Origin of the sequence: Salinivibrio sp. YCSC6 (assembly GCF_004916735.1) — a bacterium.
GTDB lineage: Bacteria > Pseudomonadota > Gammaproteobacteria > Enterobacterales > Vibrionaceae > Salinivibrio > Salinivibrio proteolyticus.
The window spans coordinates 2,086,118-2,107,705 of record NZ_CP039516.1; the positions used below are offsets into that span (position 1 = coordinate 2,086,118).

Consider the following 21,588-nt stretch of genomic DNA (forward strand, 5'->3'; position numbering starts at 1 on the left):
TCCTACAAAGTCGTGTTCATTGAGTTTGCAAAGCTTTACTCCCCCATTTAAATAGAGGTTTATCGGTCATGGATACTAAAAAACACATGAGCGAAGTTCCTATAGTTCAAAGGATAGCTGCCTATCTGGCGATACTAGTTGGTTACTTTTTTTATTGTTATAACTTTGTGATTATTGACTACGTACGCCCGTATATTGTTGAAGAGTATGATGGTATTAGCTTGTCAGATACTGCCCAGTTTTATACGTGGCAGTCGGTTGGCGCACTCATCGGTGCATTGAGCTGTGCCTGGTTCGCAACAAAACTTGGTAAGAAATCCACGCTTATTACAATCACAGCTCTTAACGGTGGCGCAACTATCATCAATATGATGTTCAGTGACTACACAATGTGGGCAGCAATGCGTTTCATCATTGGTTTGTCACTGGGTGGTTATTTCACCGTGGCCGTTAGCCTAATGATAGGCCTATTTACGCCAACGGTACGTGGTAAGTTGACGGCATTCGCATCTTCTATGTTCTCGGTAGCATTGATGGCAATGGGTGCATATGCAGCATTTATTGCAAGCATCGATGCACCATGGGAAAGCCTAATGCTTGTAGGTGGTATCCCACCATTGGCAGCAGCTGTGGCCATGATCTTTGTACTACCTAGCGACAGCAAAGTGATCGCTTACGGTGAAGAAGAGCAAGCAAAGGCGGAAGTATCAGATATACCAACGAAAAAAGGCTCATGGGGCGAAATGCTAGCCAAGCCTTACCGCAAAATCACATTAACGTGTCTAGTACTAGCTGGCCTTAACTTCTACGGTTTCCAATTCTTTGGTGGCTTTGTAACCACTTACCTACGTGATGTACGTATGTTCGACGGTGCAACCATCGGTCTCATCTTCTCTACCTCAGCTATTGGTTCACTATTTGGTGCATGGTTCTGGGGTTGGGTAGCTGACAAATTCGGTCGGAAGATGAATGCGCTTGGCTTCATCCTAGCAGGTATCATGGTTTCAATCTTCTTTGTTGCACCGGGCGATATGGTGATTGGTGGCCTAAATATGCTGGCTATACTTGGCCTGATTTACAACTTCGGCCTGTCTTCTTCAGCGGTATGGGGTGGTTACTTCTCAGAACTGTTCCCAGCACACCTACGTAGCTACGGCGCAGCGCTATTCCACGGAGGTCGTATCCTCGGTATGTGGGCACCAATGGTACTTATCTTCATCCAAGAGCGTACCGATCTACAAACCGCAATGTGGGGTTCACCAATCATATGGATCCTTGCTGGTCTTCTATGGCTATCACTGCCAGAAACCCTAAAAGGCGGCGTTTTCGACAAGGGCAAAAAAACTGCAGCAGTAAAAGCGTAACTGAATTTCAAAAACTCCGGCTGGTCCCGTAGCCGGATGAAAAAAACTTAATTTCGGGTCCTATTCACAAAGCAGACTCGATAGCAAATGAGAGAGTTTATTATGTCTAAATACCAAGAAGCGAAACGCGTTGTTCGTGAATACTTCAGCGCAATGGAAAACGCAACTCACGAGAACGTGGCAGAAGTACTTAAAGCATACACGTCAAAAGAGTATCTGTGGCGTGGCGTTTATCCATTCCGTGAGCAACAAGGCGCTCAAGCAGCGGCTGATATTTTCTGGGCCCCTTTGATGAAATCAATGACTCGCATGCAGCGTCGTCAAGACATCTTCATCGCTGGTGAGAACGAAGTAACATCAGGTGAAATCTGGGTAATGAGCATGGGTCACTTTATGGGTCTATTCGACACTGAATACCTAGGTATGCGCCCAACTGGCAAAATCATGAACATCCGTTACGCAGAATTTAACTGTGTTGAAAACGGCAAGATCACTAAGACGGGCTTATTCCTAGATCTATTAGGTGTGATGGATCAGGCGAATTGTTATCCACTACCTCCATCAACAGGTAAGCACTTCGTATATCCCGGCCCTCGTAACCATGACGGTCTACTATTTGACGATGCAGCACCAGAAGAAGGTATCGCAACACTAGCACTAGTGAATAAAATGGTTGATGATCTATCTGCACTGAACGACAGCGGCGCCATGGGTTGCCCACCAGAAGTTCTTGAGAAAAGTTGGTCAAAAGACATGATTTGGTACGGCCCATGTGGTATCGGTGCCTCCTACACTATTCCTCGTTACCAACAGCAGCACCAATTACCGTTCCGCAATAATCTGAAAGATAAAAAGTTTAATGGCCACGTTTGTCGTTTTGCAGAGGGCAACTTCTCATGTTTCTTCGGCTGGCCAAATCTATCTAACACACCAATTGGTGGTTTCCTAGGTATGACGGGCGGTGAAATCCGTGCAGACATGCAAGTGGTTGATATTTACTATCGTGATGGTGACAAGCTATCGGAGAACTGGGTACTGATCGATCTTCCTTACTGGTTAAAACAGCAAGGTCTAGATGTATTCGAACGTACTAAACAAATATTCAACCCTTCTATATAAGAAAACTGGGGAGTGACTTTTACACTCCCCTTTATGACTGTGTACCTATCCGTGTTATTCTAGATAAGGTTAAATTTACTTATGAATCGACTTGAATGACCTCTGCAAAACAAACCGCTACATCGAAAGACGTCGCCAGACTGGCTGGTGTTTCTCAATCTACTGTATCGCGTGTATTTGTGGCGGGTAGTTCAGTGTCAGAAAAGACCAAGCAAAAAGTCTTTGAAGCAGCGAAAGCCCTGAACTACCGCCCAAATGCTTTTGCGCGCAGCTTGACTACTAGCGAATCTAAGTTGATTGGTTTAGTTTTCCCGGATGCAGACTACCCTATCCACATGAAAACACTTCAGTTGATTTCAAGTGAGTTACAGAAACAAGGGTACTCAGCAGTATTGATTCCATGGCAAGTGGATGATGAGGAAAACTATTCGATTCCGAACATCTTCCAGTACCGAGTAGATGGTGTAGTTGCTGCTTCTGCCACCTTCAACAAATCACTGTATGAAGAGTGCGAAGAGTTCAACATTCCTATCGTTCAGTATGCACGTGTCGTTGACGGTACAAGGAGTAGTTACGTAATCAGCGATAACTATGAAGCTGGCCAACAAGCAGCGCAGCTACTACATGAAAGTGGCGTGAAAAATGCGGTTTATCTTACTGGTGATGTACCAACGTTTACCAATGTCGAGCGCCAAAATGGCTTCACTTCAGAGTTTAGATACCTTACCGGTATTACCCCGCGCGTCATTGAATCGAGCTACGACTACGCAAGTTCACTGGATGCAGTACGAGAATTGCTAGCCAATAAGAATCGGCCAGAGGCTGTCTTCTGTGCTACCGATAATCTTGCAATGGCAGTTATAGACATAGCCCGGATCGAATATGGCATTAGCATTCCAACAGATCTGAAAGTTATTGGCTTCGACAACATTCCACAAGCAGATTGGTTAAACTACCAACTAACAACTTTCCGACAAGATTTCAATCGACTAGCGCGCGAGTGCGTAAAAATCATCGTTGACCAAATCAATAATGAAAACAGTACTTTGGTGAAGATGATGATACCAGTAAAACTGGTCAAAAGAAGCACTACGTAACAATGCTCCAGCGCCAGCCTAACAGATACTACTTAACTCGTATAAGGTCTGACAGTTAATAAGTATAAGAGCAATGGTTAAATGATCGTCTACACTAGGCCAGCTTAGATTGAGTCATCAACGATAATCTGGGTACCGAAGGCAACGGATTTTGAACCCGCTACACCACGATTCCCAGCTTGGCGAGTTCTGCGCGGCATTGCTGTGCATCGGTAAAGGGGATACCCGCCATGCCTAGCGCTTTGGCACCTTCTACATTCGCAACCCTGTCATCCAAAAACACACAAGAGGCTGGATCGAGGTGGTAGTCATCCAACAAGCGTTGATAAATGGCAGGCTCGGGTTTTAGGTACCCTACTTCGGCTGACACGATGGCACCATCAAACAGCGACCAAAACGCATAGCGCTGTTTTAAGAACGCAACAATTTCGCGCACATTATCGGTTAACGCATAAACATCGTATCCGGCCTGTTTGGCCGAGTGAAGTAACTCGACACTACCGTAAAGGCAAATTTGAGTCTGTTTAATGTAATAAAACAGTGCCTCAAGCTGCGTAGGACTTAGCGACGTTTCTTTGGCAAAACGTTGCTTGGCTTGCGCTTCGGTGAGCGTGCCACGGTTCAGCGCTTGCCAAGTGTCACTGGGGAAGATTTGATTGGCATACGCGTGGGCATCCGCCGCGTCCCCTAAGGTTAGACGGATGATTTCTTCCGGTGACCAACGCACCATCACATTGCCAATATCAAAAATAATCGTCTGGTAGTTCACCATATCGCGTTCTTGCTCTTGTCGCGAAGATTAAAGCCCTAACGCATACTTCAATACATGTTTTTTCACTGGGCCACTGTGTTCGGCCAGTTTGAACACCGCATTGCGCGCCAGTTTTAAAGGCGTAATTCGATTGCTAAACGCGGCATAAAACACATCCATGCCGGTTTGCATCATCATGTTATCGGTGCGGCGGGCTTTCTCATAAGCTGCTAATGTCGCATCATCCTGCCAGTGTTCGCCTGCATCGGCACAAGCATCCAGCAGGGCCGCTACATCTTTAAAGCCTAGGTTCACCCCTTGCCCAGCGAGTGGGTTAATGGTGTGGGCAGCATCACCAATCACCACAACGCCATGACGATGGTACTGCTGCGCATGGCGTCGCGTCAGCGGGAATGCGCCCCAGTTCACAGGCGTTACCTCTCCAACTTCGGCGGGGAAATTTGCCACAATCTCTGCTTTTAACTGCGCCGCATCTAACTGACACAATTGCTGAATACGTTGAGGGCTGTCGTACCACACCAAGGAAGCTTGCTGGCCGCAAAGCGGCAAGAAGGAACGCGGCCCAGAAGGGAAGAATTGTTGCCACGTGATATCTTGCTGCGGCGACGCGGTTTCGACATTGATCAGCATGCAATGTTGGCGATAGTCCCAACTGGTGATGCCAATTTTGGCGTAATCTCGCACTCGGGAGTTTGCGCCATCCGCACCAATCAACCACGGCGCTGTCAGTGTGTCGCCGTTGTCTAACTCAACATAGTGTTGCTGCCCTTTTTGATGCATTGATGTAATCGACGCGGGCGAGAAAACGTGCAAGTTGTCATAGCGTGAGAATTGCTGCCAGAGTCCGAGTTGAATCAAACGATTTTCGACCATATATCCCAGTTGGGGTAAGTCGAGTTGTTCTGCGCTAAAGCAGACACGGCTGTCTTCCGCTTCCCACGTTTCTAGGCGGCGATATGGACACACACGCATAGCTTCAATGTCCGTCCATGCCCCTAACTCGGACAGTAGCGCCACCGACGCATGAGAGATAGCCGAAACACGAAGATCCATTGGCTGTGAGGGCGAAAATGACTGGGGAACTTGGCGCTCAATCAATGCAACCTGACGCCCCTGACGCGCTAATCCCAACGCAGTGGCTGCACCCACCATGCCACCGCCAACAATAATGATTTCAAATGGGTTCATGACTATCTCTTTTTACCAGCAATGAGGGCATTCTACTGAAGGTTAACGAGAATTCGACCTAAATCAGATCAAATTGCGTCAATGTTCTTGGCAGTAACCACCATAAATGCGAGTCAGGTTGTGTCCTTTGTCAATGCCTTACCAAGATTGAAGGTTCTGAGGATCATTTCATCGGCCCTGTGATCTGGTCAGCGTTATTGGAAAGCAGTACAATACGCGGCTTGCCAAGCTGATTGACTGGTTAAAAACCACACAGCTTGAGGGGTAATGTCGACCATAAGATTAAAAACGAGCGTAAAGTTACATGGCTAAGAAACTGCTGATTAAAACCTGGGGTTGCCAAATGAATGAGTATGACTCATCCAAAATGGCAGATCTGCTCAATGCTTCCGGTGGTTACGAGCTGACCGAGCAACCAGAAGAAGCAGATGTTCTCCTCCTAAACACCTGCTCTATCCGTGAAAAAGCGCAAGAGAAGGTTTTCCACCAACTCGGGCGTTGGAAAACACTGAAAGACAAAAATCCAGATTTGGTGATCGGGGTTGGTGGCTGTGTAGCAACACAAGAAGGCGACCACATCCGTGAGCGCGCACCCTATGTGGATGTAATTTTTGGCCCGCAAACGCTGCACCGCCTTCCTGAGATGATCAAACAATCACGCTCAGATCATGCGCCCGTGATGGACATTACCTTCCCGGAAATCGAGAAATTCGACCGTCTTCCCGAGCCGCGTGCAGAAGGACCGACCGCTTTCGTTTCGATTATGGAAGGCTGCTCGAAGTACTGTACCTTCTGCGTGGTGCCTTATACGCGCGGTGAAGAAGTGAGCCGTCCGCTCGACGATGTCCTGTTTGAGATTGCCCAACTGGCCGAGCAAGGCGTCCGTGAAGTGAACCTGCTGGGACAAAACGTGAACGCCTATCGTGGTGAAATGCACGACGGTGAGATTTGTACCTTTGCCGAACTGCTGCGTTATGTGGCCGCGATCGATGGCATTGACCGTATTCGCTACACCACCAGCCATCCGGTTGAGTTTACTGACGATATCATCGAGGTGTATCGTGATACGCCGGAAGTGGTGAGTTTCCTCCACTTGCCGGTGCAAAGTGGTTCGGACCGTATTCTGACTATGATGAAGCGTCCGCACACCGCTATCGAATACAAGTCGAAAATTCGTAAGCTGCGTCAAGCGCGCCCTGATATTACCATCAGCTCTGACTTTATCGTCGGCTTCCCGGGTGAAACGGACCAAGACTTTGAAGCGACCATGAAGCTGATCACGGATATCGACTTCGATATGAGCTTTAGTTTTGTGTATTCACCACGCCCTGGGACGCCAGCCGCCGATATGCCTGACGACACCCCAGAGCAAGTGAAAAAAGAACGTCTGTACCGCCTGCAGCAACAAATTAACAGCCAAGCGATGCGTTACTCACGCCTGATGCTCAACACGGAGCAACGTATTCTGGTTGAAGGCCCATCTCGTAAGAATCTGATGGAGCTACGCGGCCGTACCGAAAACAACCGTGTCGTTAACTTTGAAGGCTCTGTCGATTTGATTGGCCAATTTGTTGACGTCAAAATTACTGAAGTGATGCCAAACTCGCTCCGCGGTGAGCTGGTTCGTACTGAAAAAGATATGGACCTGCGTGTCGCCGTCTCGCCAACCGAAATCATGGCGAAAACACGTAATGAAAACGAGCTTGGCGTTGGTGTATATACTCCTTAAGGAGTTCATCGATTCAAAGGCGCCGGGAAGCCGGCGCCTAAAGCGAGGATAACCTTGTCTAAAATTATCACTCTTGATCTTACTTTAGAGCCAGCCGATAACACCCGACTCGCCAATCTTTGTGGCCCGTTTGACGACAATATCAAACAATTAGAACGCCGCTTGGGTGTGGAAATTAATCACAGACACAATGCGTTTTCGATTGTTGGCAAGCCACATACCGCTAATGCCGCGGTAGATATTCTCAAGCATTTGTATGTTGATACTGCCCCAGTGCGTGGCAGCTACCCAGACATTGAGCCGGAAGCCATTCACTTGGCAATCAAAGAATCGGGCGTACTCGAGCAAACCACCGAATCAAGCATCCCATACGGTAAAGAGATTAATATCAAAACCAAAAAAGGGGTGATCAAACCGCGTACGCCAAACCAAGCGCAATATATTGCTAACATGGTTAGCCATGACATTACCTTTGGTATTGGTCCGGCGGGAACCGGTAAAACCTACTTGGCGGTCGCAGCGGCGGTTGATGCACTTGAGCGCCAAGAAATTCGCCGTATTTTGCTGACACGTCCTGCCGTAGAGGCCGGTGAAAAACTGGGCTTTTTGCCCGGCGATCTCAGCCAAAAAGTCGATCCTTACCTGCGCCCTTTGTACGATGCCTTGTTTGAAATGCTTGGCTTTGAGCGCGTTGAAAAGCTGATTGACCGTAACGTGATTGAAGTCGCGCCGCTGGCCTATATGCGTGGCCGTACCCTCAATGACGCTTTTATTATTCTCGATGAAAGCCAAAACACGACGGTGGAACAAATGAAAATGTTCCTGACTCGGATTGGCTTTAATTCGCGCGCTGTGATCACCGGTGACGTGACACAAGTGGATTTGCCACGCAACGCGAAATCAGGCTTACGTCATGCCATTGAAGTGCTTTCTGATGTCAAAGAAATCAGCTTCCACTTCTTTCAAGCTGACGACGTGGTTCGCCACCCCGTGGTGACGCGTATTGTTCAAGCCTATGATAAATGGGAAGCGGAAGATGCGCGTGCACGCAAAGAAGCCGAAGCGCGTCGTCGTGAGGCACGCGAAGCACAAATGAATACTGAACACAGCCAATCGCAGGAACAATCATGAGTTATTACGTGGATGTTCAGCTGGCGTGTGATAATACTGACGGGTTGCCTTGTGATGATCAGCTCCAAGCTTGGTTTGAACACGCCGTACGCAACGCGCGTGAACAAGCGGAAGTCACGATTCGTCTGGTTGACGAAGGTGAGAGCCAGAGCTTGAATCGCGATTATCGTGGCAAAGATAAACCCACAAATGTGTTATCGTTTCCGTTCGATGCCCCTCCCGGTATCGACATTGATTTGCTCGGCGATCTGATCATTTGCCGCCAAGTGGTTGAGCGTGAAGCTGAACAACAAGGCAAGCGACTAATGGATCACTGGGCACACATGGTCGTGCATGGCAGTTTACACCTGCTTGGTTACGACCATATTGAGGATGATGAAGCCGAGCAAATGGAAGCCTTAGAGCGTGACATTTTAGCTACCATGGGGGTGCCAGATCCCTATGCGAACGACTTCATTGAGCGTTAACTAACTGAATGAATTTGAATGAACGACGATAATTCGCAAAACGCAGACGGTCCGAGTAGGAAGACCTTCTTCGAGCGGCTAGGACAGTTTTTCCAAGCTGATCCTAAAGACAGACAGGAACTGGTGGATGTGTTCCGCGATTCAGAGCAAAACGCCCTGATCGACCATGACACAAGAGACATGCTGGAAGGTGTCATGCAAATCTCCGATATGCGTGTTCGAGATATCATGATCCCCCGCTCGCAGATGGTAACCGTTGAACGATCGCAGTCTTTGGAAGCGATCATTAATATCATCATTGATGCCCAACACTCGCGTTATCCTGTGATCAGCGATGACAAAGACCATGTTGAAGGCATCTTACTTGCGAAAGATCTGCTGCGCTATTTGCGCCCAGATGCCGAAAACTTCGATATCGAGAAGGTGTTACGCCCTGCCGTGGTGGTACCTGAGAGTAAACGCGTTGACCGCTTACTCAAAGAGTTCCAAGAAGAACGCTACCACATGGCGATCGTGATCGATGAATTTGGCGGTGTATCGGGCGTGGTCACCATTGAAGATATCTTGGAAGAAATCGTTGGCGAAATCGAAGATGAGTACGACGAGGACGACGAACAAGAAATCCGTCAGCTAAGCCGCCATACCTTTGCGGTAAAAGCACTGACCACATTAGAAGACTTTAATACACACTTCGGCAGTCAGTTCCAAGACGATGTGGTAGACACCATCGGCGGCTTGGTTATGACCAGCTTTGGCCATCTGCCCGATCGCGGCGAGGAAGTGGATATCGAACATTTCCACTTTAAGGTGACCTCGGCAGACAGCCGTCGTATCATTCAGCTACAAGTCACCATTCCTGACAGTAGCGAACCTCAAAGTGAAAGCGATTAATCACATTGTGCGTCAAATTGGGCAGCCCCTCGCGGCTGCCCTGCTTGGTGCCAGTGCCACCCTTGCCTTTGCCCCCTTCTCTTACTGGCTGCTAATGCCGGTATCGCTTTGGGGTCTATTCCTGTTGCTCCAATCCGCCTCTCCCAAAAAGGCCAGTTTGCTCGGCTTTTGCTGGGGGCTCGGTCAATTTGCCACCGGCGTTAGCTGGGTGTATGTCAGTATTGACCATTTTGGAGGTATGCCCGCCATAGCAGGCTTGTCCTTAATGGCGCTGCTGATAATGTATCTTGCGTTGTATCCCGCGTTATTCGCCGGTGTGTTAGCGCGCTGCTCGGTACGCCATACCGCGATTAAGTGGCTGATTCTTGCGCCTAGCCTATGGCTCGTGGCCGACGGGTTACGAGGCTGGGTCTTCACCGGTTTCCCGTGGCTGTGGCCCGGCTACAGCCAAATTGATAGTCCTTTAGCTGGCGTGGCGCCAGTGCTCGGTGTGCAAGGCATCACTTGGCTGCTGGTGCTAATGGCAGGGTTGGCGACTTTAATCACGCCCAAATGGGGCGCTTGGCAAGGACGCAAGCAGTTAGCTGGTCTCGCGGCGATCGCTGGCCTATCCGCGTGTGCCTACGGACTTAACACCATCCAATGGGTTGAAGCAAATCCTGAGAAACAACAAACGGTTTCACTGATCCAAGGCAATATTCCCCAAGCGTTAAAGTGGCGTCCCGATCAACGCTGGCCAACCTTAATGAAGTACCTAGATCTCACCCGCCAACATTGGGATAGCGATGTGGTGATCTGGCCAGAAGCGGCCATTCCGGCGTTGGAGCGTGACTTACCACGCTTTTTTGAGCAATTGGATACCGCCGCGAAAAATAACCACACCACGGTCATTACCGGCGTGTTAGACCAAAATTCGGCAGGGCAATATTTTAATAATGTGATTGCGGTTGGCGCCGATACGCCTAGCTATCAGTATCCCGCGCCGAAGCAATACAGCAAGCATCATTTGCTCCCGTTTGGTGAATTCGTTCCCTTTGAATCGTTACTGCGTCCGCTTGCGCCTTTATTTAATTTGCCCATGTCTTCGTTCTCACCGGGCGAGGCCATACAACCGGCATTACCGGCCAATGGCTTGGCCTACATCACGGCGCTTTGCTACGAAATTGCGTTTCCAGCGCAAATTCGCGCCAACTTGACGCCGGACAGTAACGCGATTATCACTTTGTCGAATGATGCATGGTTTGGCCGCTCAATTGGCCCATTGCAGCATTTAGAAATTGCGCGGATGCGCGCGCGTGAGTTTGGCTTGCCGGTCATTCGTGCCACCAATAATGGTGTGACTGCGATTATGGATGCACGCGGCAATATTCAGCAATCCCTCCCGCAATTTGAAACCGGTGTGCTTACCACCACCGTCACCAGCACTGTGGGTATCACCCCCTATCGCCAATGGGGTAATACCCCGCTTTGGATTTGGGTGGCGATAAGTGGGCTTATTGGCTGGCGATATCGCGGCCAGCCTTGTCATCGCACCCCACGGAAAATTTCCACACGCGCCTGACATTTGTCCGCCTAAACTGACGTAACGTGTGATGTGAAAGACTCACTTTGATGACGAAGAGGGATAAAAACATGTTACGTCGTTCTTATGTATGGTTGAGCATGGCGTTAGTGGCACTGACCGCCCTAGTGGGCTGTGCTACCCATTCTCAGCAGGATCAAATTAGCCAAGCAAACCTGGCACGCGATCAGTTTTATCAATATCCGCAAACCCAACCCTTTTTTGATAACGCCTATGGCTATGCCGTGTTTCCTTCAGTCGGTAAAGGCGGCTTTTGGGTGGGCGGCGCATACGGTAAGGGCGTGGTCTACCGCCAAGGTCAGCCGGTCAGTGCAGCTGAGTTAAAGCAAGTGTCGGTCGGTCTTACTTTTGGCGGACAAGCCTTCAGCGAAATCGTCTTTTTTGAAGATCAAGCCGCGTATGACCGCTTTATGAAGGGACAAGTAGAGCTGGGCGCACAAGCCTCCGCGACTGCCTTAACCGAAGGCGCCTCTGCGCAAGCCGGCACCGCAGGCACCTCGGCGTCAGCCAGTAATCGTCAGTCAAAAGCCTATTACGTTAATGGTCTGACTGTCTTTACCCATGCTAAGGGTGGCCTGATGGTCGAAGCGGCACTTGCAGGTCAGCAATTTAGCCCGGCCAGCTGGTAGTCGCAGTGATGAACCATCTATCTTAAACGGGACAGCCAAACGAAAAAGGCCAGCGTCATACGCTGGCCTTTCTATTCGTGTGTCGTCGGCATGCGGTTACGAGGCCTGCCAAACAAACCACAGTGTCGTGTCGTCCTCAGCCAAAACATCTCCTTCGAGTGTCGGCTCATTGTTGAGTCGAACGCCCTCGTCCGAGCTATCTAATGCTGAACCGGCTGGCTGCTGTGGTGACGTTTCCATCTTCTCATTACCCGCATAATCGAGCCGTTCTTGCGGAGTCATAAGACGGATTTCGCGATTCGCGGTCAGCTCGTTAATCAGAGCTTGTTGTGACGCAGCTAAACGTACCGTAAATCGCAACGCATCTCCTTCGAGCTCCGCTAGATGTGCGCTTTGTAGCGCATTTAATCCCGCTAATGTGCGCTCTAGCTGGACATAATCATCACCATCTTGTACGCCTGCAATCGCCAACGTCACCGCTTGACTGTCATCATTTTGATCAAACACCACGGCAGTACGGGTCGCATAATAATCGGCAACCGCATTGATCATGGCCGCACTGTCACCTTGCCCGCGCTGTTGATCGGCTTGCAAGTCGCTCGCATCGGGGAAGAATTGCCAACGTATGCCCTGCGGGATCAGTTTGGCAATCACAATACCGTCCGCTTGATAGCGCTGACTTGCGTCGCTAACCGGACCAATAAAGCCTCCCCAAAGATCACTGGCAGAGATAGCCATCAGATCATCAAAATCACCCACCGGCACCAATACGGGCAAACCACGCTTGGCAGCACTGTCTCGCAAGGCGTCAACCAAAGCCACATCGCTTTGTTCCCACACAATCTCGCGTTCAGCACCACGATCGTCCACCAGCCATACTAAAACGGACGGACGCGGCGTACCCCATAAAGGCAACCCCGCATCACGCAGCAGCGCTTGCACTTGCTGGCTATCAAAGCCCACTTCAAGGGTCCGTACCGATTCATTGTTCTCCGTACGCGCCGTTTCACCATACCCTAACTGGGTGATCAAACCATCCACATCATTAAGACGATTCTGCACACTGGGATTATCGGCAATGTCACGTTGTCCCGAGACTTTGACCAACACATCCAGCAAGCCTTGTTGCTTAGCCGCTTGTTGCGATGTTTGAGCGCCGTTATCTAACGGTACGCTTGCATGGTACAAATTACTGGCAAAGGCACTGGGTAGCCACAGCATAGCCATCACGGCCATTACAAATCGGATCATAGTTTTTCCACATTGATTGATGGGATGTTGGGATCATAAGCGCTCTTGTCCTCTCTCAGCAATGCTCTTACCTAAAAAAGACCAGATTCCTAACCGCTAGCTCACATAGTCCTCTCAGCGCGCTGGGTCTCGCCACTAAAGTGCAATCCGTTACATTGTTTTTTTGCTACCGATCTCACATTGATAAATATGACAAGCATCACATCTTGGCTTTGTGCTAATATCTCGCGATTTTTTTTGGAGGTGAGACTATGATGCAAGTTTTACAAGGCGCACAGATGCTATTTGTTGCATTTGGCGCATTGGTATTGGTGCCATTATTAACCGGGCTTGACCCCAATGTGGCCCTCTTTGGTGCCGGTATTGGAACCCTGATTTTTCAACTTATCACCCGTCGCTCCGTCCCCATTTTCCTCGCCTCTTCTTTCGCTTTTATCGCTCCCATTCTTTACGGTGTTAACAACTTTGGTATTCCCGCTACTATGGGCGGTCTAATGGCGGCTGGGGTGGTTTACCTGATTATGGGCGGCATTATCCGTGTCAAAGGCGTCGACATTATTCACAAGTTGTTGCCACCTGTGGTGGTGGGTCCTGTCATTATGGTGATTGGTCTGGGGCTTGCGCCAACCGCGGTCAATATGGCGTTGGGGAAAAGCGGCGATGGCGGCACGCAAATTATCGCCGGTGATGTTGCGATTTGGATTTCGTTGCTATCGCTGCTGACTACCATAGTGATCAGTGTGTTTGCTAAAGGCTTCTTTAAGTTGGTGCCGATCTTGGCGGGTATCGTGGTGGGATATATCGCCAGCCTCATCATGGGTGTGGTCGATTTCAGCGCTGTGACTCAAGCAAGCTGGTTCGCCATTCCCGCCTTTACACTACCGGAATTTAATATCAACGCTATCTTATTCATGATCCCCGTGGCGATCGCTCCCGCTGTTGAGCATGTGGGCGACATGCTGGCGATTTCGAATGTCACCCGCAAAGACTACCTGAAAAAACCCGGTCTTCACCGCACCATGGCAGGTGACGGTGCCGCGACCATTGCCGCGTCTTTGTTCGGTGCACCACCTAACACCACGTACAGCGAAGTCACCGGTGCCGTGATGCTCACCAAAGCGTTTAACCCAGTGATTATGACCTATGCTGCATTAACGGCGATTGTGTTGGCCTTTGTCGGTAAGCTGGGCGCGGTGTTACTGACCATTCCTTTGCCTGTCATGGGCGGGATCATGATCTTGTTATTCGGCTCTATCGCGACGGTGGGATTAAATACCCTGATCCGCAATCAAGTCGATCTACATGACTCTCGCAACCTCGCGATTGTCGGTGTGACCTTGGTCTTTGGTATTGGCGGCATGGCCTTTGGCATCGGCGATTTCAGCTTACAAGGCATTAGCCTGTGTGGTCTAGTCGCGATTGTGCTCAACCTTGTGTTGCCACGTAAAATGGGCGAAAACCATATTGTTGACAGTGCGCAGATGGAAGAAGGCTCGCACTAATCCCCGATCGAAAAAGGGCGCCGAAGCGCCCTTTTGGATTTTCCCACCTAAGGTGGTTGGGTTGATTAACCTTGCGCCGCACGCGCTTCAACAAGCTTAATCGCTTGCTCAATACGCGCGACCACACGGTCTTTACCAATCAGGTGCATGACCGCATCCACAGAAGGCGACTGACCACCACCAGTGACCGCAACACGCAATGGCATACCCACTTTGCCCATACCCACATCCAAATCGGTACAGGTATCGGCGATCACCGCTTTTAAGGCTTCCACGCTCCAGTCTTGCAGCGCTTCAATTTTGCCTTTCGCCACTTGTAATGGCTCTAGTGCCACCGGACGCAGGTGCTTTTTCGCCGCCGCTGGATCGATCTCATCAAAATCTTGATAGAAGTAACGGCTTTGCTCCGCCAGCTCTACCAAGGTATGACAACGCTCGCCGACCAGCTGGATCACGTCGGTGATGGCCGGGCCTTGGCTAATGTCGATACCAGCTTGATCGAGGTGCCACTGCAGGTGCTGCGCGACCTCTTGCGGATCGGCATGCTTGATGTAGTGGTTGTTCAACCACAGCAGCTTTTCAGTGTTAAACGCTGAGGCTGACTTGCTAATCGCTTCAAGGCTAAACAGTTCAATCATCTCATCGAGCGAGAAAATTTCTTGGTCACCATGTGACCAGCCCAAGCGCACCAAATAGTTCAGCAACGCATGAGGCAAGAAGCCCTGATCGCGATATTGCATAACGCTGACCGCACCGTGGCGCTTAGACAGCTTCGCACCGTCGTCACCAAGGATCATCGAGCAATGCGCAAACTCAGGGACCGGTGCGCCCAGAGCTTTGTAGATATTGATCTGACGTGGGGTGTTGTTGATGTGGTCTTCACCACGCACAACTTGGGTGATCCCCATATCCCAGTCATCCACAACCACACAGAAGTTGTAGGTTGGGCTGCCGTCGGTACGGCGGATAATCAGATCATCCAGTTCACTGTTCGCAATTTCAATACGGCCGCGGATCTTGTCGTCAAAGACAACCTTACCCTCTTTCGGGTTGCGGAAACGGATCACATGGGGGTCATCCGCCTTGGCGTTTTGATTCGCTTCAATCACTTTTGGATGATCAGCGTCGTAGCGTGGCTTAAGACCGTCTGCTTTTTGTTGCTCACGGATCTCATCGAGCAGCTCTTTCGGGGCATAGCATTTATAGGCTTTGTCTTCCGCCAAAAGTTGGTCAACAAGCTGGTTATATCGGTCAAAACGCTTGGTTTGATAATATGGACCTTCATCCCACGTTAAACCCAACCATTCCATCCCTTCTAAGATGGCGTCGATGGCCTCTTGGGTTGAACGCTCAAGATCAGTATCTTCAATACGCAATACAAATTGACCGCCTTGGCTGCGTGCTGCTAGCCAAGAATAGAGTGCTGTACGCGCACCGCCCACGTGCAAAAAGCCGGTTGGGCTGGGGGCAAAGCGGGTTTTGATAGTCATTAGGATCCCTATCCCAGTGGTGAGAATGATGAGTGACAGTTAGTTTACCAGTACAGGTAAATTCCACAATCGAGGCCACGGGATTCCCCCGAAGCCTCGCGGTATTTATTGGTTAATCAATGCCAGCATGCCGTCTTCATCTAACACGGTCACACCTAAATCTTGCGCTTTGGTCAGTTTCGAGCCAGCGGCTTCACCGGCAATCAAGATATCTGTTTTCGCCGATACGCTTCCGGTCACTTTAGCCCCTAACGCTTGCAGCGCGGCTTTTGCATCCGTGCGCGACATTTGCGACAAGGTACCAGTCAACACGATGGTTTTTCCCGCCAAAGGCTGTGCTTGCGCATCCGTTTGTTGGGCCACTTCCGGCCAGTGGATCCCAGTTTCCAACAGTGCATCCAACACATCTTGGTTGTGGGGCTCGGCAAAGAAGCGAACAATATGGCCCGCCACAATCGTCCCAACATCAGGGACAGCAATCAAGGCTTCTTCATCCGCGGCGCGCAGCGCGTCGAGGGTTTTAAAATGTGTGGCCAGATTTTGTGCCGTGGCTTCGCCAACCTCACGGATCCCCAACGCATAAATAAATCGAGGCAAGGTGGTCGCTTTGGCTTTTTCTAGCGCATCAATCAGATTTTGTGCTGATTTTGGCCCCATCCTATCCAAGGAGGTGACACGGCCCGCCGTGAGGCGAAACAGATCTGCGGGAGTATGGATCAGCTCTTTTTCAATCAGCTGCTCAACGATTTTATCACCGAGGCCATCAATATCCATCGCCTTACGCGAGGAGAAATGCTTGATGGCTTCTTTACGTTGCGCAAGGCAAATTAACCCGCCAGTACAACGCGCCACGGCCTCACCCTCAACACGAGTGACCGCAGAATCACAGACAGGACAGGCTGTTGGAAAAACAATCGGCTGCGCATGTTCAGGACGGCGGCTTTCTACCACACCGACCACTTGTGGGATCACATCCCCTGCGCGACGGATCACTACGGTATCCCCGATATGAACCCCTAAACGCTCAATTTCATCGCCATTGTGTAAGGTCGCATTGCTGACCGTCACGCCCCCGACAAAAACAGGTGCCAGTTTTGCGACCGGTGTGATGGCTCCCGTCCGTCCCACTTGGAACTCAACATCGTTGAGAGTGGTAATTTCTTCTTGAGCCGGGAATTTATAAGCAATCGCCCAGCGGGGAGCGCGCGCAACAAAGCCTAAGGTTTGCTGGCTTTCAATGCTGTCGACTTTTATCACCACCCCGTCAATTTCATAGGGCAATGCATCACGTCGGGCTAAGATGTCTTGGTAGTAGCGTTTGACACCAGCTAAATCCGTCACCTGTTTGACTTCAGGGCTAAGCGCTAGCCCCCACTGTTTAAGCTTTTGCAGGCGTTGGAACTGCCCTTCGCCAAACGGTGTCGACATAATGCCAACGGCATAGGCGTAAAAACTAAGCGGACGACTGGCGGCGACTTTGGGGTCCAGTTGACGCAGACTACCAGCGGCAGCATTGCGCGGGTTGGCAAAGGTTTTATCCCCTCTCTTGAGGGCCGCTTCATTCAGTGCCTCAAAGCCCGCTTTAGGCATAAAGACTTCACCGCGCACCTCAAGGCGCGTCGGCCAATCTCCCGCCTGCAACGTCAACGGGACGTTACGAATCGTTTTCACATTGTGGGTGATGTTTTCACCTGTGGTGCCATCGCCTCGGGTAGCAGCTTGCACCAAGACACCATTTTCGTAAATCAAGCTAACCGCCAAGCCATCAAGTTTTGGCTCACAGGTATAGGTGACCGACTCACCATCACCGAGTCTGTCTTTAACACGGCGTTCAAAGTCAGCCAGATCGTCATCACTGAAGGCATTGCCCAAAGATAACATCGCCAACTCGTGGGTGACCGTCTCAAACGCGCTAAGCGGTGCGCCACCCACACGCTGACTCGGCGAATCAGCCGTCACCCATTCAGGGTGCTCTGCTTCAATGGCCAGCAACGTTTGCATTAAACGATCGTACTCCGCGTCCGGCAGCTCAGGGCTGTCTTCGACATAGTAGCGATAGGCATGGTAGTTAAGCTGATGCTTCAACGCATCCAGTTGTTCTTTGCTGTAAGCCATGATTGATCTGTTGTGACTGATTGAGTGACAGGCAAGTATATACGTATTAACGGCGAAGATGGAGATGTGCTCGAGCAGGTGGTCGGCCGATGAACAATCACCGGCCAACTTCGACCTATGCGGAGAAGGCTTTAACCCGATCTCGGTATTCGTCAAGGCGAGACGGCGTCATCATGGCGCGCGCATCGTCAAGCACCAGCCCGCCGAGCTCATCGGCAATCTGCTGCGCGGTTTGTAGCATCAGTTTGAAGTTTTGTTCCGGCTCACCATAACAAGGCAAGGTCATGAAGAAGCTAATTCCAGGCGTTTCAAAGCCATCAATATGACCGATATCAAAGGTCCCTGGTTTTACCATGTTCGCGACACTAAACAGCACCTTGCCCGTGCCTGACGGATCGGAATGACGGTGATAAATCCCCATATCACCAAAGCGCAAGCCATGCTGTTCAAGGCTGTTGGTTAACTCAAGACCGTTGAAAATGGCATTGTTATTGGCATGAACATGCAAAACAAGCACTTCAGTTTCATCTTCCGACTCAGCGGCATCATTTTGCTCTGCGTCATGCTCGGCAGTATCTGGTTGCGGCGTGTCATCACTGACCGGCGCAGTATCCTCACCGTATTCTGCTTGATGGGCGGTAAAGGGCGCGGCGGATTGCTCGCTAGCAGCAGGCTCAGGGGCATCGTCAGCTGCCGACATGGATGGAAAAGCAGGCTCGACGGGGTCTGTCTTCGCCGATTCGTCGGCAAACAAAGGGTCGACATCGGGCTTATCACCAAAACTAACCGCTGGCTCTTTGCGGCTGGGTTTCGGATTGTCGCCAGAGGCGCTTTTGACGACTCGGACTGCGCCTATCCCGTCTTGATCAAACCCTTGGCCGTCTTTGCTGTCATCCAATTTTCCCAGCGGCTTTTCACCAAACTTGGTGCTCTTTTCTTTCTTATTGGTCCAGAGGCCATGCAACAGCAAAGCTGCAATTGCTAATGCTCCCAAAACAATCAGTACAAGGCGCAATTCCTGCATCGTCGATTCTCAAATCTGTGTTTGTTCAGCGTATTGATTAGCTTATGGCATAGCGTGCGCAGATACGCAAACGCTTTGTCGATCATAAGCGGGCCACATTGACTAACGCAATGCGTAATCGGTCAACTTAGTTAACTGTATCAAAAGTTGGGGAGAATTTAACGAATACAGCGACAGAAATGCGTAAAGTTTCCACGCATTTGACCGTTGTCAGCACCTCGGTTGGGCCAGTAGTATAACCACAAATCAAAAAGGAGATGTCATGACCCACCGTGTTCATCCTCAGCTTCGAAGCGGGGCTGGCTATTTGTTACAAGGTTTTTCACTAATGCTGACGCCGGGATTACGGCGTTTTGTCGTGATCCCGATTATCGTCAATGTGTTATTGATGGGCGGCGCATTTGCTTATTTGTTGTCTCAATTTGGCGATTGGATTGATACTTGGCTTGCGACCCTCCCAGAATGGCTATCTTGGCTGTCCTTTGTGCTTTGGCCGTTGGTCGTGATTGCTATCTTAGTAGTGTTTTCCTACTTCTTTAGTACTTTAGCTAACTGGATTGCAGCACCATTCAACGGTTTATTGGCGGAGCATTTAGAGGCCAAGCTGACCGGCGCCCCCTCGCCTAATGACGGCATGCTCGATGTGGTTAAAGATCTGCCACGGGTAATGAAACGCGAATGGCAAAAACTGATGTACTACATTCCCAAGGCGCTGGGATTGCTGCTGCTATTATGGATCCCCGCCTTAGGCCAAACACTCGGTCCTGTGTTGTGGTTTTTATTTAGTGCTTGGATGATGGCCATTCAATACTGTGACTATCCATTTGATAACCACAAGGTGGCCTTCCCCACCATGCGCGACAGCCTGAAACAACGCAGAGGCACATCGCTCAGCTTTGGGGCTGTGGTGATGCTGTTTACCATGACGCCAGTCCTGAACCTGTTAGTTATGCCTGCTGCCGTATGTGGCGCCACTGCATTGTGGGTCGACACTTATAAGTCACGACTCGGGCGCTACTAGCTGGTTGTGACCTTACCCAAAAGCCTCTACGCTCAGAGAGAAAAGCTCACAATTTCAGTGGGCTTTTCTTCTATTTGCCAATCATATATTGGTCGATGTCACAATAAGATATAACCAACTGATCCTTTTCAAAACAGGCATCAGAGATATGCTTATAGCCAAACTAATCGGTGTCATGAAGGAACGATACAATGGGTAAGATTTACGAAGACAACACACAAACTATCGGTAATACCCCGCTGGTTCGCCTCAATCGCGTAGCTAAGCCAAACGTGCTCGCCAAAATCGAAGCGCGTAACCCGAGCTTCAGCGTCAAGTGCCGAATCGGCGCCAACATGATTTGGGACGCCGAGAAAAAAGGCACCTTGAAACCCAGTATTGAGCTGATTGAACCGACCAGTGGTAACACGGGGATTGCACTCGCTTATGTTGCCGCCGCACGTGGTTATAAACTCACCCTAACGATGCCTGAGTCGATGAGCTTAGAGCGTCGTAAGCTGCTTAAAGCGCTGGGCGCGAAGCTGGTGCTGACCGAAGCGCCGAAAGGCATGAAAGGGGCGATCGCAAAAGCAGAAGAAATCATGGCCGCAGAGCCCGGCAAATACCTAATGCTGCAACAGTTCGATAACCCTGCTAACCCTGAAATTCATGAAAAGACCACGGGACCTGAGCTGTGGGACGATACAGATGGTGAGATTGACGTGTTTGTTGCGGGTGTCGGTACTGGCGGAACACTGACCGGTGTTAGCCGCTACATCAAAAACACCCAAGGTAAGGCGATCACGACCGTCGCCGTTGAGCCTGCAGAGTCGCCTGTGATTGCACAAACTTTGGCCGGTGAAGATGTGCAACCTGCCCCTCACAAAATTCAAGGCATTGGCGCGGGCTTTGTTCCTAAAAACTTGGATGTCAGCCTGATCGACAAAGTGGTTTCCGTCACCTCAGATGAAGCCATCGACATGGCACGTCGTCTGATGGAAGAAGAAGGCATTTTGGCTGGTATTTCATCAGGTGCGGCTGTGGTCGCTGCCAACAAAATTGCTGAGCTTCCTGAGTTTGCAAACAAGAAGATCGTCACAATTTTGCCAAGTGCTGCAGAACGTTATCTCAGCTCACCGCTGTTCGCAGGCATGTTTACCGAGCTAGAAAACGAACAGTAACAGCAGGTTAGTGCGTAAAGCACATTTACCTCCCCCTGACAAAAGGCCCACATCGG

Annotated in this window: 18 protein-coding genes; 12 read left to right on the top strand and 6 right to left on the bottom strand. The window is 50.2% G+C overall.

The features are described 5' to 3' along the window. The first annotated feature begins 68 nt into the window (after positions 1–68). The 3 genes from E8E00_RS09575 to E8E00_RS09585 all read left to right on the top strand — a co-directional run bounded on the left by E8E00_RS09575 (position 69) and on the right by E8E00_RS09585 (position 3,580). A complete protein-coding gene (locus E8E00_RS09575) occupies positions 69–1,364 on the top strand; it encodes an MFS transporter (RefSeq protein WP_096631203.1) in 1,296 nt (431 codons plus the stop codon). Between the two features lie 102 nt (positions 1,365–1,466). Further along, positions 1,467–2,483, top strand: a complete 1,017-nt coding sequence (locus E8E00_RS09580; protein ID WP_096631201.1) for a nuclear transport factor 2 family protein — start codon at positions 1,467–1,469, stop codon at positions 2,481–2,483. 95 nt (positions 2,484–2,578) lie between these two features. Further along, entirely contained in the window at positions 2,579–3,580 is a 1,002-nt protein-coding gene (locus tag E8E00_RS09585) for a LacI family DNA-binding transcriptional regulator (protein WP_096631198.1), read from the top strand. Between the two features lie 160 nt (positions 3,581–3,740). Here the strand turns inward: E8E00_RS09585 and E8E00_RS09590 are convergent, their stop codons facing one another. Together E8E00_RS09590 and E8E00_RS09595 are read right to left on the bottom strand one after the other, a co-directional pair. Beyond that, entirely contained in the window at positions 3,741–4,352 is a 612-nt protein-coding gene (locus tag E8E00_RS09590) for an HAD family phosphatase (RefSeq protein WP_096631196.1), read from the bottom strand. A gap of 27 nt (positions 4,353–4,379) precedes the next feature. Further along, positions 4,380–5,540, bottom strand: a complete 1,161-nt coding sequence (locus E8E00_RS09595; protein WP_096631193.1) for a 2-octaprenyl-3-methyl-6-methoxy-1,4-benzoquinol hydroxylase — start codon at positions 5,538–5,540, stop codon at positions 4,380–4,382. A 304-nt stretch (positions 5,541–5,844) separates the two neighbouring features. Here E8E00_RS09595 and miaB point away from each other — a divergent pair, with 304 nt between their 5' ends. The 6 genes from miaB (at position 5,845) to E8E00_RS09625 (ending at position 11,969) form a co-directional block, all read left to right on the top strand. Beyond that, positions 5,845–7,269 carry a tRNA (N6-isopentenyl adenosine(37)-C2)-methylthiotransferase MiaB gene (gene miaB, locus E8E00_RS09600; protein WP_069587386.1) on the top strand — a complete coding sequence of 475 codons (1,425 nt, stop codon included), beginning with the start codon at positions 5,845–5,847 and terminating at the stop codon, positions 7,267–7,269. Positions 7,270–7,323: 54 nt separating this feature from the next. Continuing rightward, the gene (locus E8E00_RS09605; protein ID WP_069587387.1) at positions 7,324–8,400 is read left to right on the top strand and encodes a PhoH family protein; all 1,077 of its coding nucleotides are present in this window, start codon (positions 7,324–7,326) and stop codon (positions 8,398–8,400) included. Then, a complete protein-coding gene (gene ybeY / locus E8E00_RS09610) occupies positions 8,397–8,867 on the top strand; it encodes an rRNA maturation RNase YbeY (protein ID WP_096631191.1) in 471 nt (156 codons plus the stop codon). Before E8E00_RS09605 ends, ybeY begins: the two co-directional genes overlap by 4 nt. Positions 8,868–8,885: 18 nt before the next feature. Continuing rightward, on the top strand, positions 8,886–9,758 hold the full coding sequence (corC, locus tag E8E00_RS09615; RefSeq protein ID WP_069587389.1) for a CNNM family magnesium/cobalt transport protein CorC: 873 nt from the start codon (positions 8,886–8,888) through the stop codon (positions 9,756–9,758). Continuing rightward, the gene (lnt, locus tag E8E00_RS09620) at positions 9,754–11,319 is read left to right on the top strand and encodes an apolipoprotein N-acyltransferase (RefSeq protein ID WP_096631624.1); all 1,566 of its coding nucleotides are present in this window, start codon (positions 9,754–9,756) and stop codon (positions 11,317–11,319) included. Before corC ends, lnt begins: the two co-directional genes overlap by 5 nt. Before the next feature lie 71 nt (positions 11,320–11,390). Beyond that, on the top strand, positions 11,391–11,969 hold the full coding sequence (locus E8E00_RS09625) for a YSC84-related protein (RefSeq protein ID WP_077455604.1): 579 nt from the start codon (positions 11,391–11,393) through the stop codon (positions 11,967–11,969). A 96-nt stretch (positions 11,970–12,065) separates the two neighbouring features. Here the strand turns inward: E8E00_RS09625 and E8E00_RS09630 are convergent, their stop codons facing one another. Continuing rightward, positions 12,066–13,220, bottom strand: a complete 1,155-nt coding sequence (locus E8E00_RS09630) for a DUF2066 domain-containing protein (protein ID WP_096631189.1) — start codon at positions 13,218–13,220, stop codon at positions 12,066–12,068. Positions 13,221–13,471: 251 nt separating this feature from the next. On the opposite strand from E8E00_RS09630, the gene E8E00_RS09635 reads away from it, so the two are divergent. Beyond that, positions 13,472–14,722: a uracil-xanthine permease family protein gene (locus E8E00_RS09635; RefSeq protein ID WP_096631187.1), complete on the top strand. Its 1,251-nt coding sequence runs from the start codon at positions 13,472–13,474 to the stop codon at positions 14,720–14,722. 65 nt (positions 14,723–14,787) lie between these two features. Here E8E00_RS09635 and gltX read toward each other — a convergent pair whose 3' ends face one another. The 3 genes from gltX to zipA form a co-directional block, all read right to left on the bottom strand. Further along, positions 14,788–16,212, bottom strand: coding sequence for a glutamate--tRNA ligase (gene gltX / locus E8E00_RS09640; RefSeq protein WP_077640521.1), 1,425 nt, complete (start codon positions 16,210–16,212; stop codon positions 14,788–14,790). A 105-nt stretch (positions 16,213–16,317) separates the two neighbouring features. Next, a complete protein-coding gene (gene ligA, locus E8E00_RS09645) occupies positions 16,318–18,327 on the bottom strand; it encodes an NAD-dependent DNA ligase LigA (RefSeq protein WP_096631184.1) in 2,010 nt (669 codons plus the stop codon). 115 nt (positions 18,328–18,442) lie between these two features. Then, entirely contained in the window at positions 18,443–19,351 is a 909-nt protein-coding gene (zipA, locus tag E8E00_RS09650) for a cell division protein ZipA (protein ID WP_096631181.1), read from the bottom strand. Positions 19,352–19,613: 262 nt separating this feature from the next. Between zipA and cysZ the strand changes: the two genes are divergently transcribed. Continuing rightward, positions 19,614–20,372 carry a sulfate transporter CysZ gene (cysZ, locus tag E8E00_RS09655; protein ID WP_096631178.1) on the top strand — a complete coding sequence of 253 codons (759 nt, stop codon included), beginning with the start codon at positions 19,614–19,616 and terminating at the stop codon, positions 20,370–20,372. 191 nt (positions 20,373–20,563) lie between these two features. Next, the gene (gene cysK, locus E8E00_RS09660) at positions 20,564–21,532 is read left to right on the top strand and encodes a cysteine synthase A (protein ID WP_096631176.1); all 969 of its coding nucleotides are present in this window, start codon (positions 20,564–20,566) and stop codon (positions 21,530–21,532) included. Positions 21,533–21,588 lie beyond the last annotated feature (56 nt).

Excerpts from the sequence above, each read along its gene's own strand:
- E8E00_RS09575 (WP_096631203.1), top strand. The coding sequence starts at position 69 with ATGGATACTAAAAAACACATGAGCGAAGTTCCTATAGTTCAAAGGATA.
- E8E00_RS09580 (WP_096631201.1), top strand. The coding sequence starts at position 1,467 with ATGTCTAAATACCAAGAAGCGAAACGCGTTGTTCGTGAATACTTCAGC.
- E8E00_RS09585 (WP_096631198.1), top strand. The coding sequence starts at position 2,579 with ATGACCTCTGCAAAACAAACCGCTACATCGAAAGACGTCGCCAGACTG.
- E8E00_RS09590 (WP_096631196.1), bottom strand. The coding sequence starts at position 4,352 with ATGGTGAACTACCAGACGATTATTTTTGATATTGGCAATGTGATGGTG.
- E8E00_RS09595 (WP_096631193.1), bottom strand. The coding sequence starts at position 5,540 with ATGAACCCATTTGAAATCATTATTGTTGGCGGTGGCATGGTGGGTGCA.
- miaB (WP_069587386.1), top strand. The coding sequence starts at position 5,845 with ATGGCTAAGAAACTGCTGATTAAAACCTGGGGTTGCCAAATGAATGAG.
- ybeY (WP_096631191.1), top strand. The coding sequence starts at position 8,397 with ATGAGTTATTACGTGGATGTTCAGCTGGCGTGTGATAATACTGACGGG.
- corC (WP_069587389.1), top strand. The coding sequence starts at position 8,886 with ATGAACGACGATAATTCGCAAAACGCAGACGGTCCGAGTAGGAAGACC.
- E8E00_RS09625 (WP_077455604.1), top strand. The coding sequence starts at position 11,391 with ATGTTACGTCGTTCTTATGTATGGTTGAGCATGGCGTTAGTGGCACTG.
- E8E00_RS09630 (WP_096631189.1), bottom strand. The coding sequence starts at position 13,220 with ATGATCCGATTTGTAATGGCCGTGATGGCTATGCTGTGGCTACCCAGT.
- E8E00_RS09635 (WP_096631187.1), top strand. The coding sequence starts at position 13,472 with ATGATGCAAGTTTTACAAGGCGCACAGATGCTATTTGTTGCATTTGGC.
- gltX (WP_077640521.1), bottom strand. The coding sequence starts at position 16,212 with ATGACTATCAAAACCCGCTTTGCCCCCAGCCCAACCGGCTTTTTGCAC.
- ligA (WP_096631184.1), bottom strand. The coding sequence starts at position 18,327 with ATGGCTTACAGCAAAGAACAACTGGATGCGTTGAAGCATCAGCTTAAC.
- zipA (WP_096631181.1), bottom strand. The coding sequence starts at position 19,351 with ATGCAGGAATTGCGCCTTGTACTGATTGTTTTGGGAGCATTAGCAATT.
- cysZ (WP_096631178.1), top strand. The coding sequence starts at position 19,614 with ATGACCCACCGTGTTCATCCTCAGCTTCGAAGCGGGGCTGGCTATTTG.
- cysK (WP_096631176.1), top strand. The coding sequence starts at position 20,564 with ATGGGTAAGATTTACGAAGACAACACACAAACTATCGGTAATACCCCG.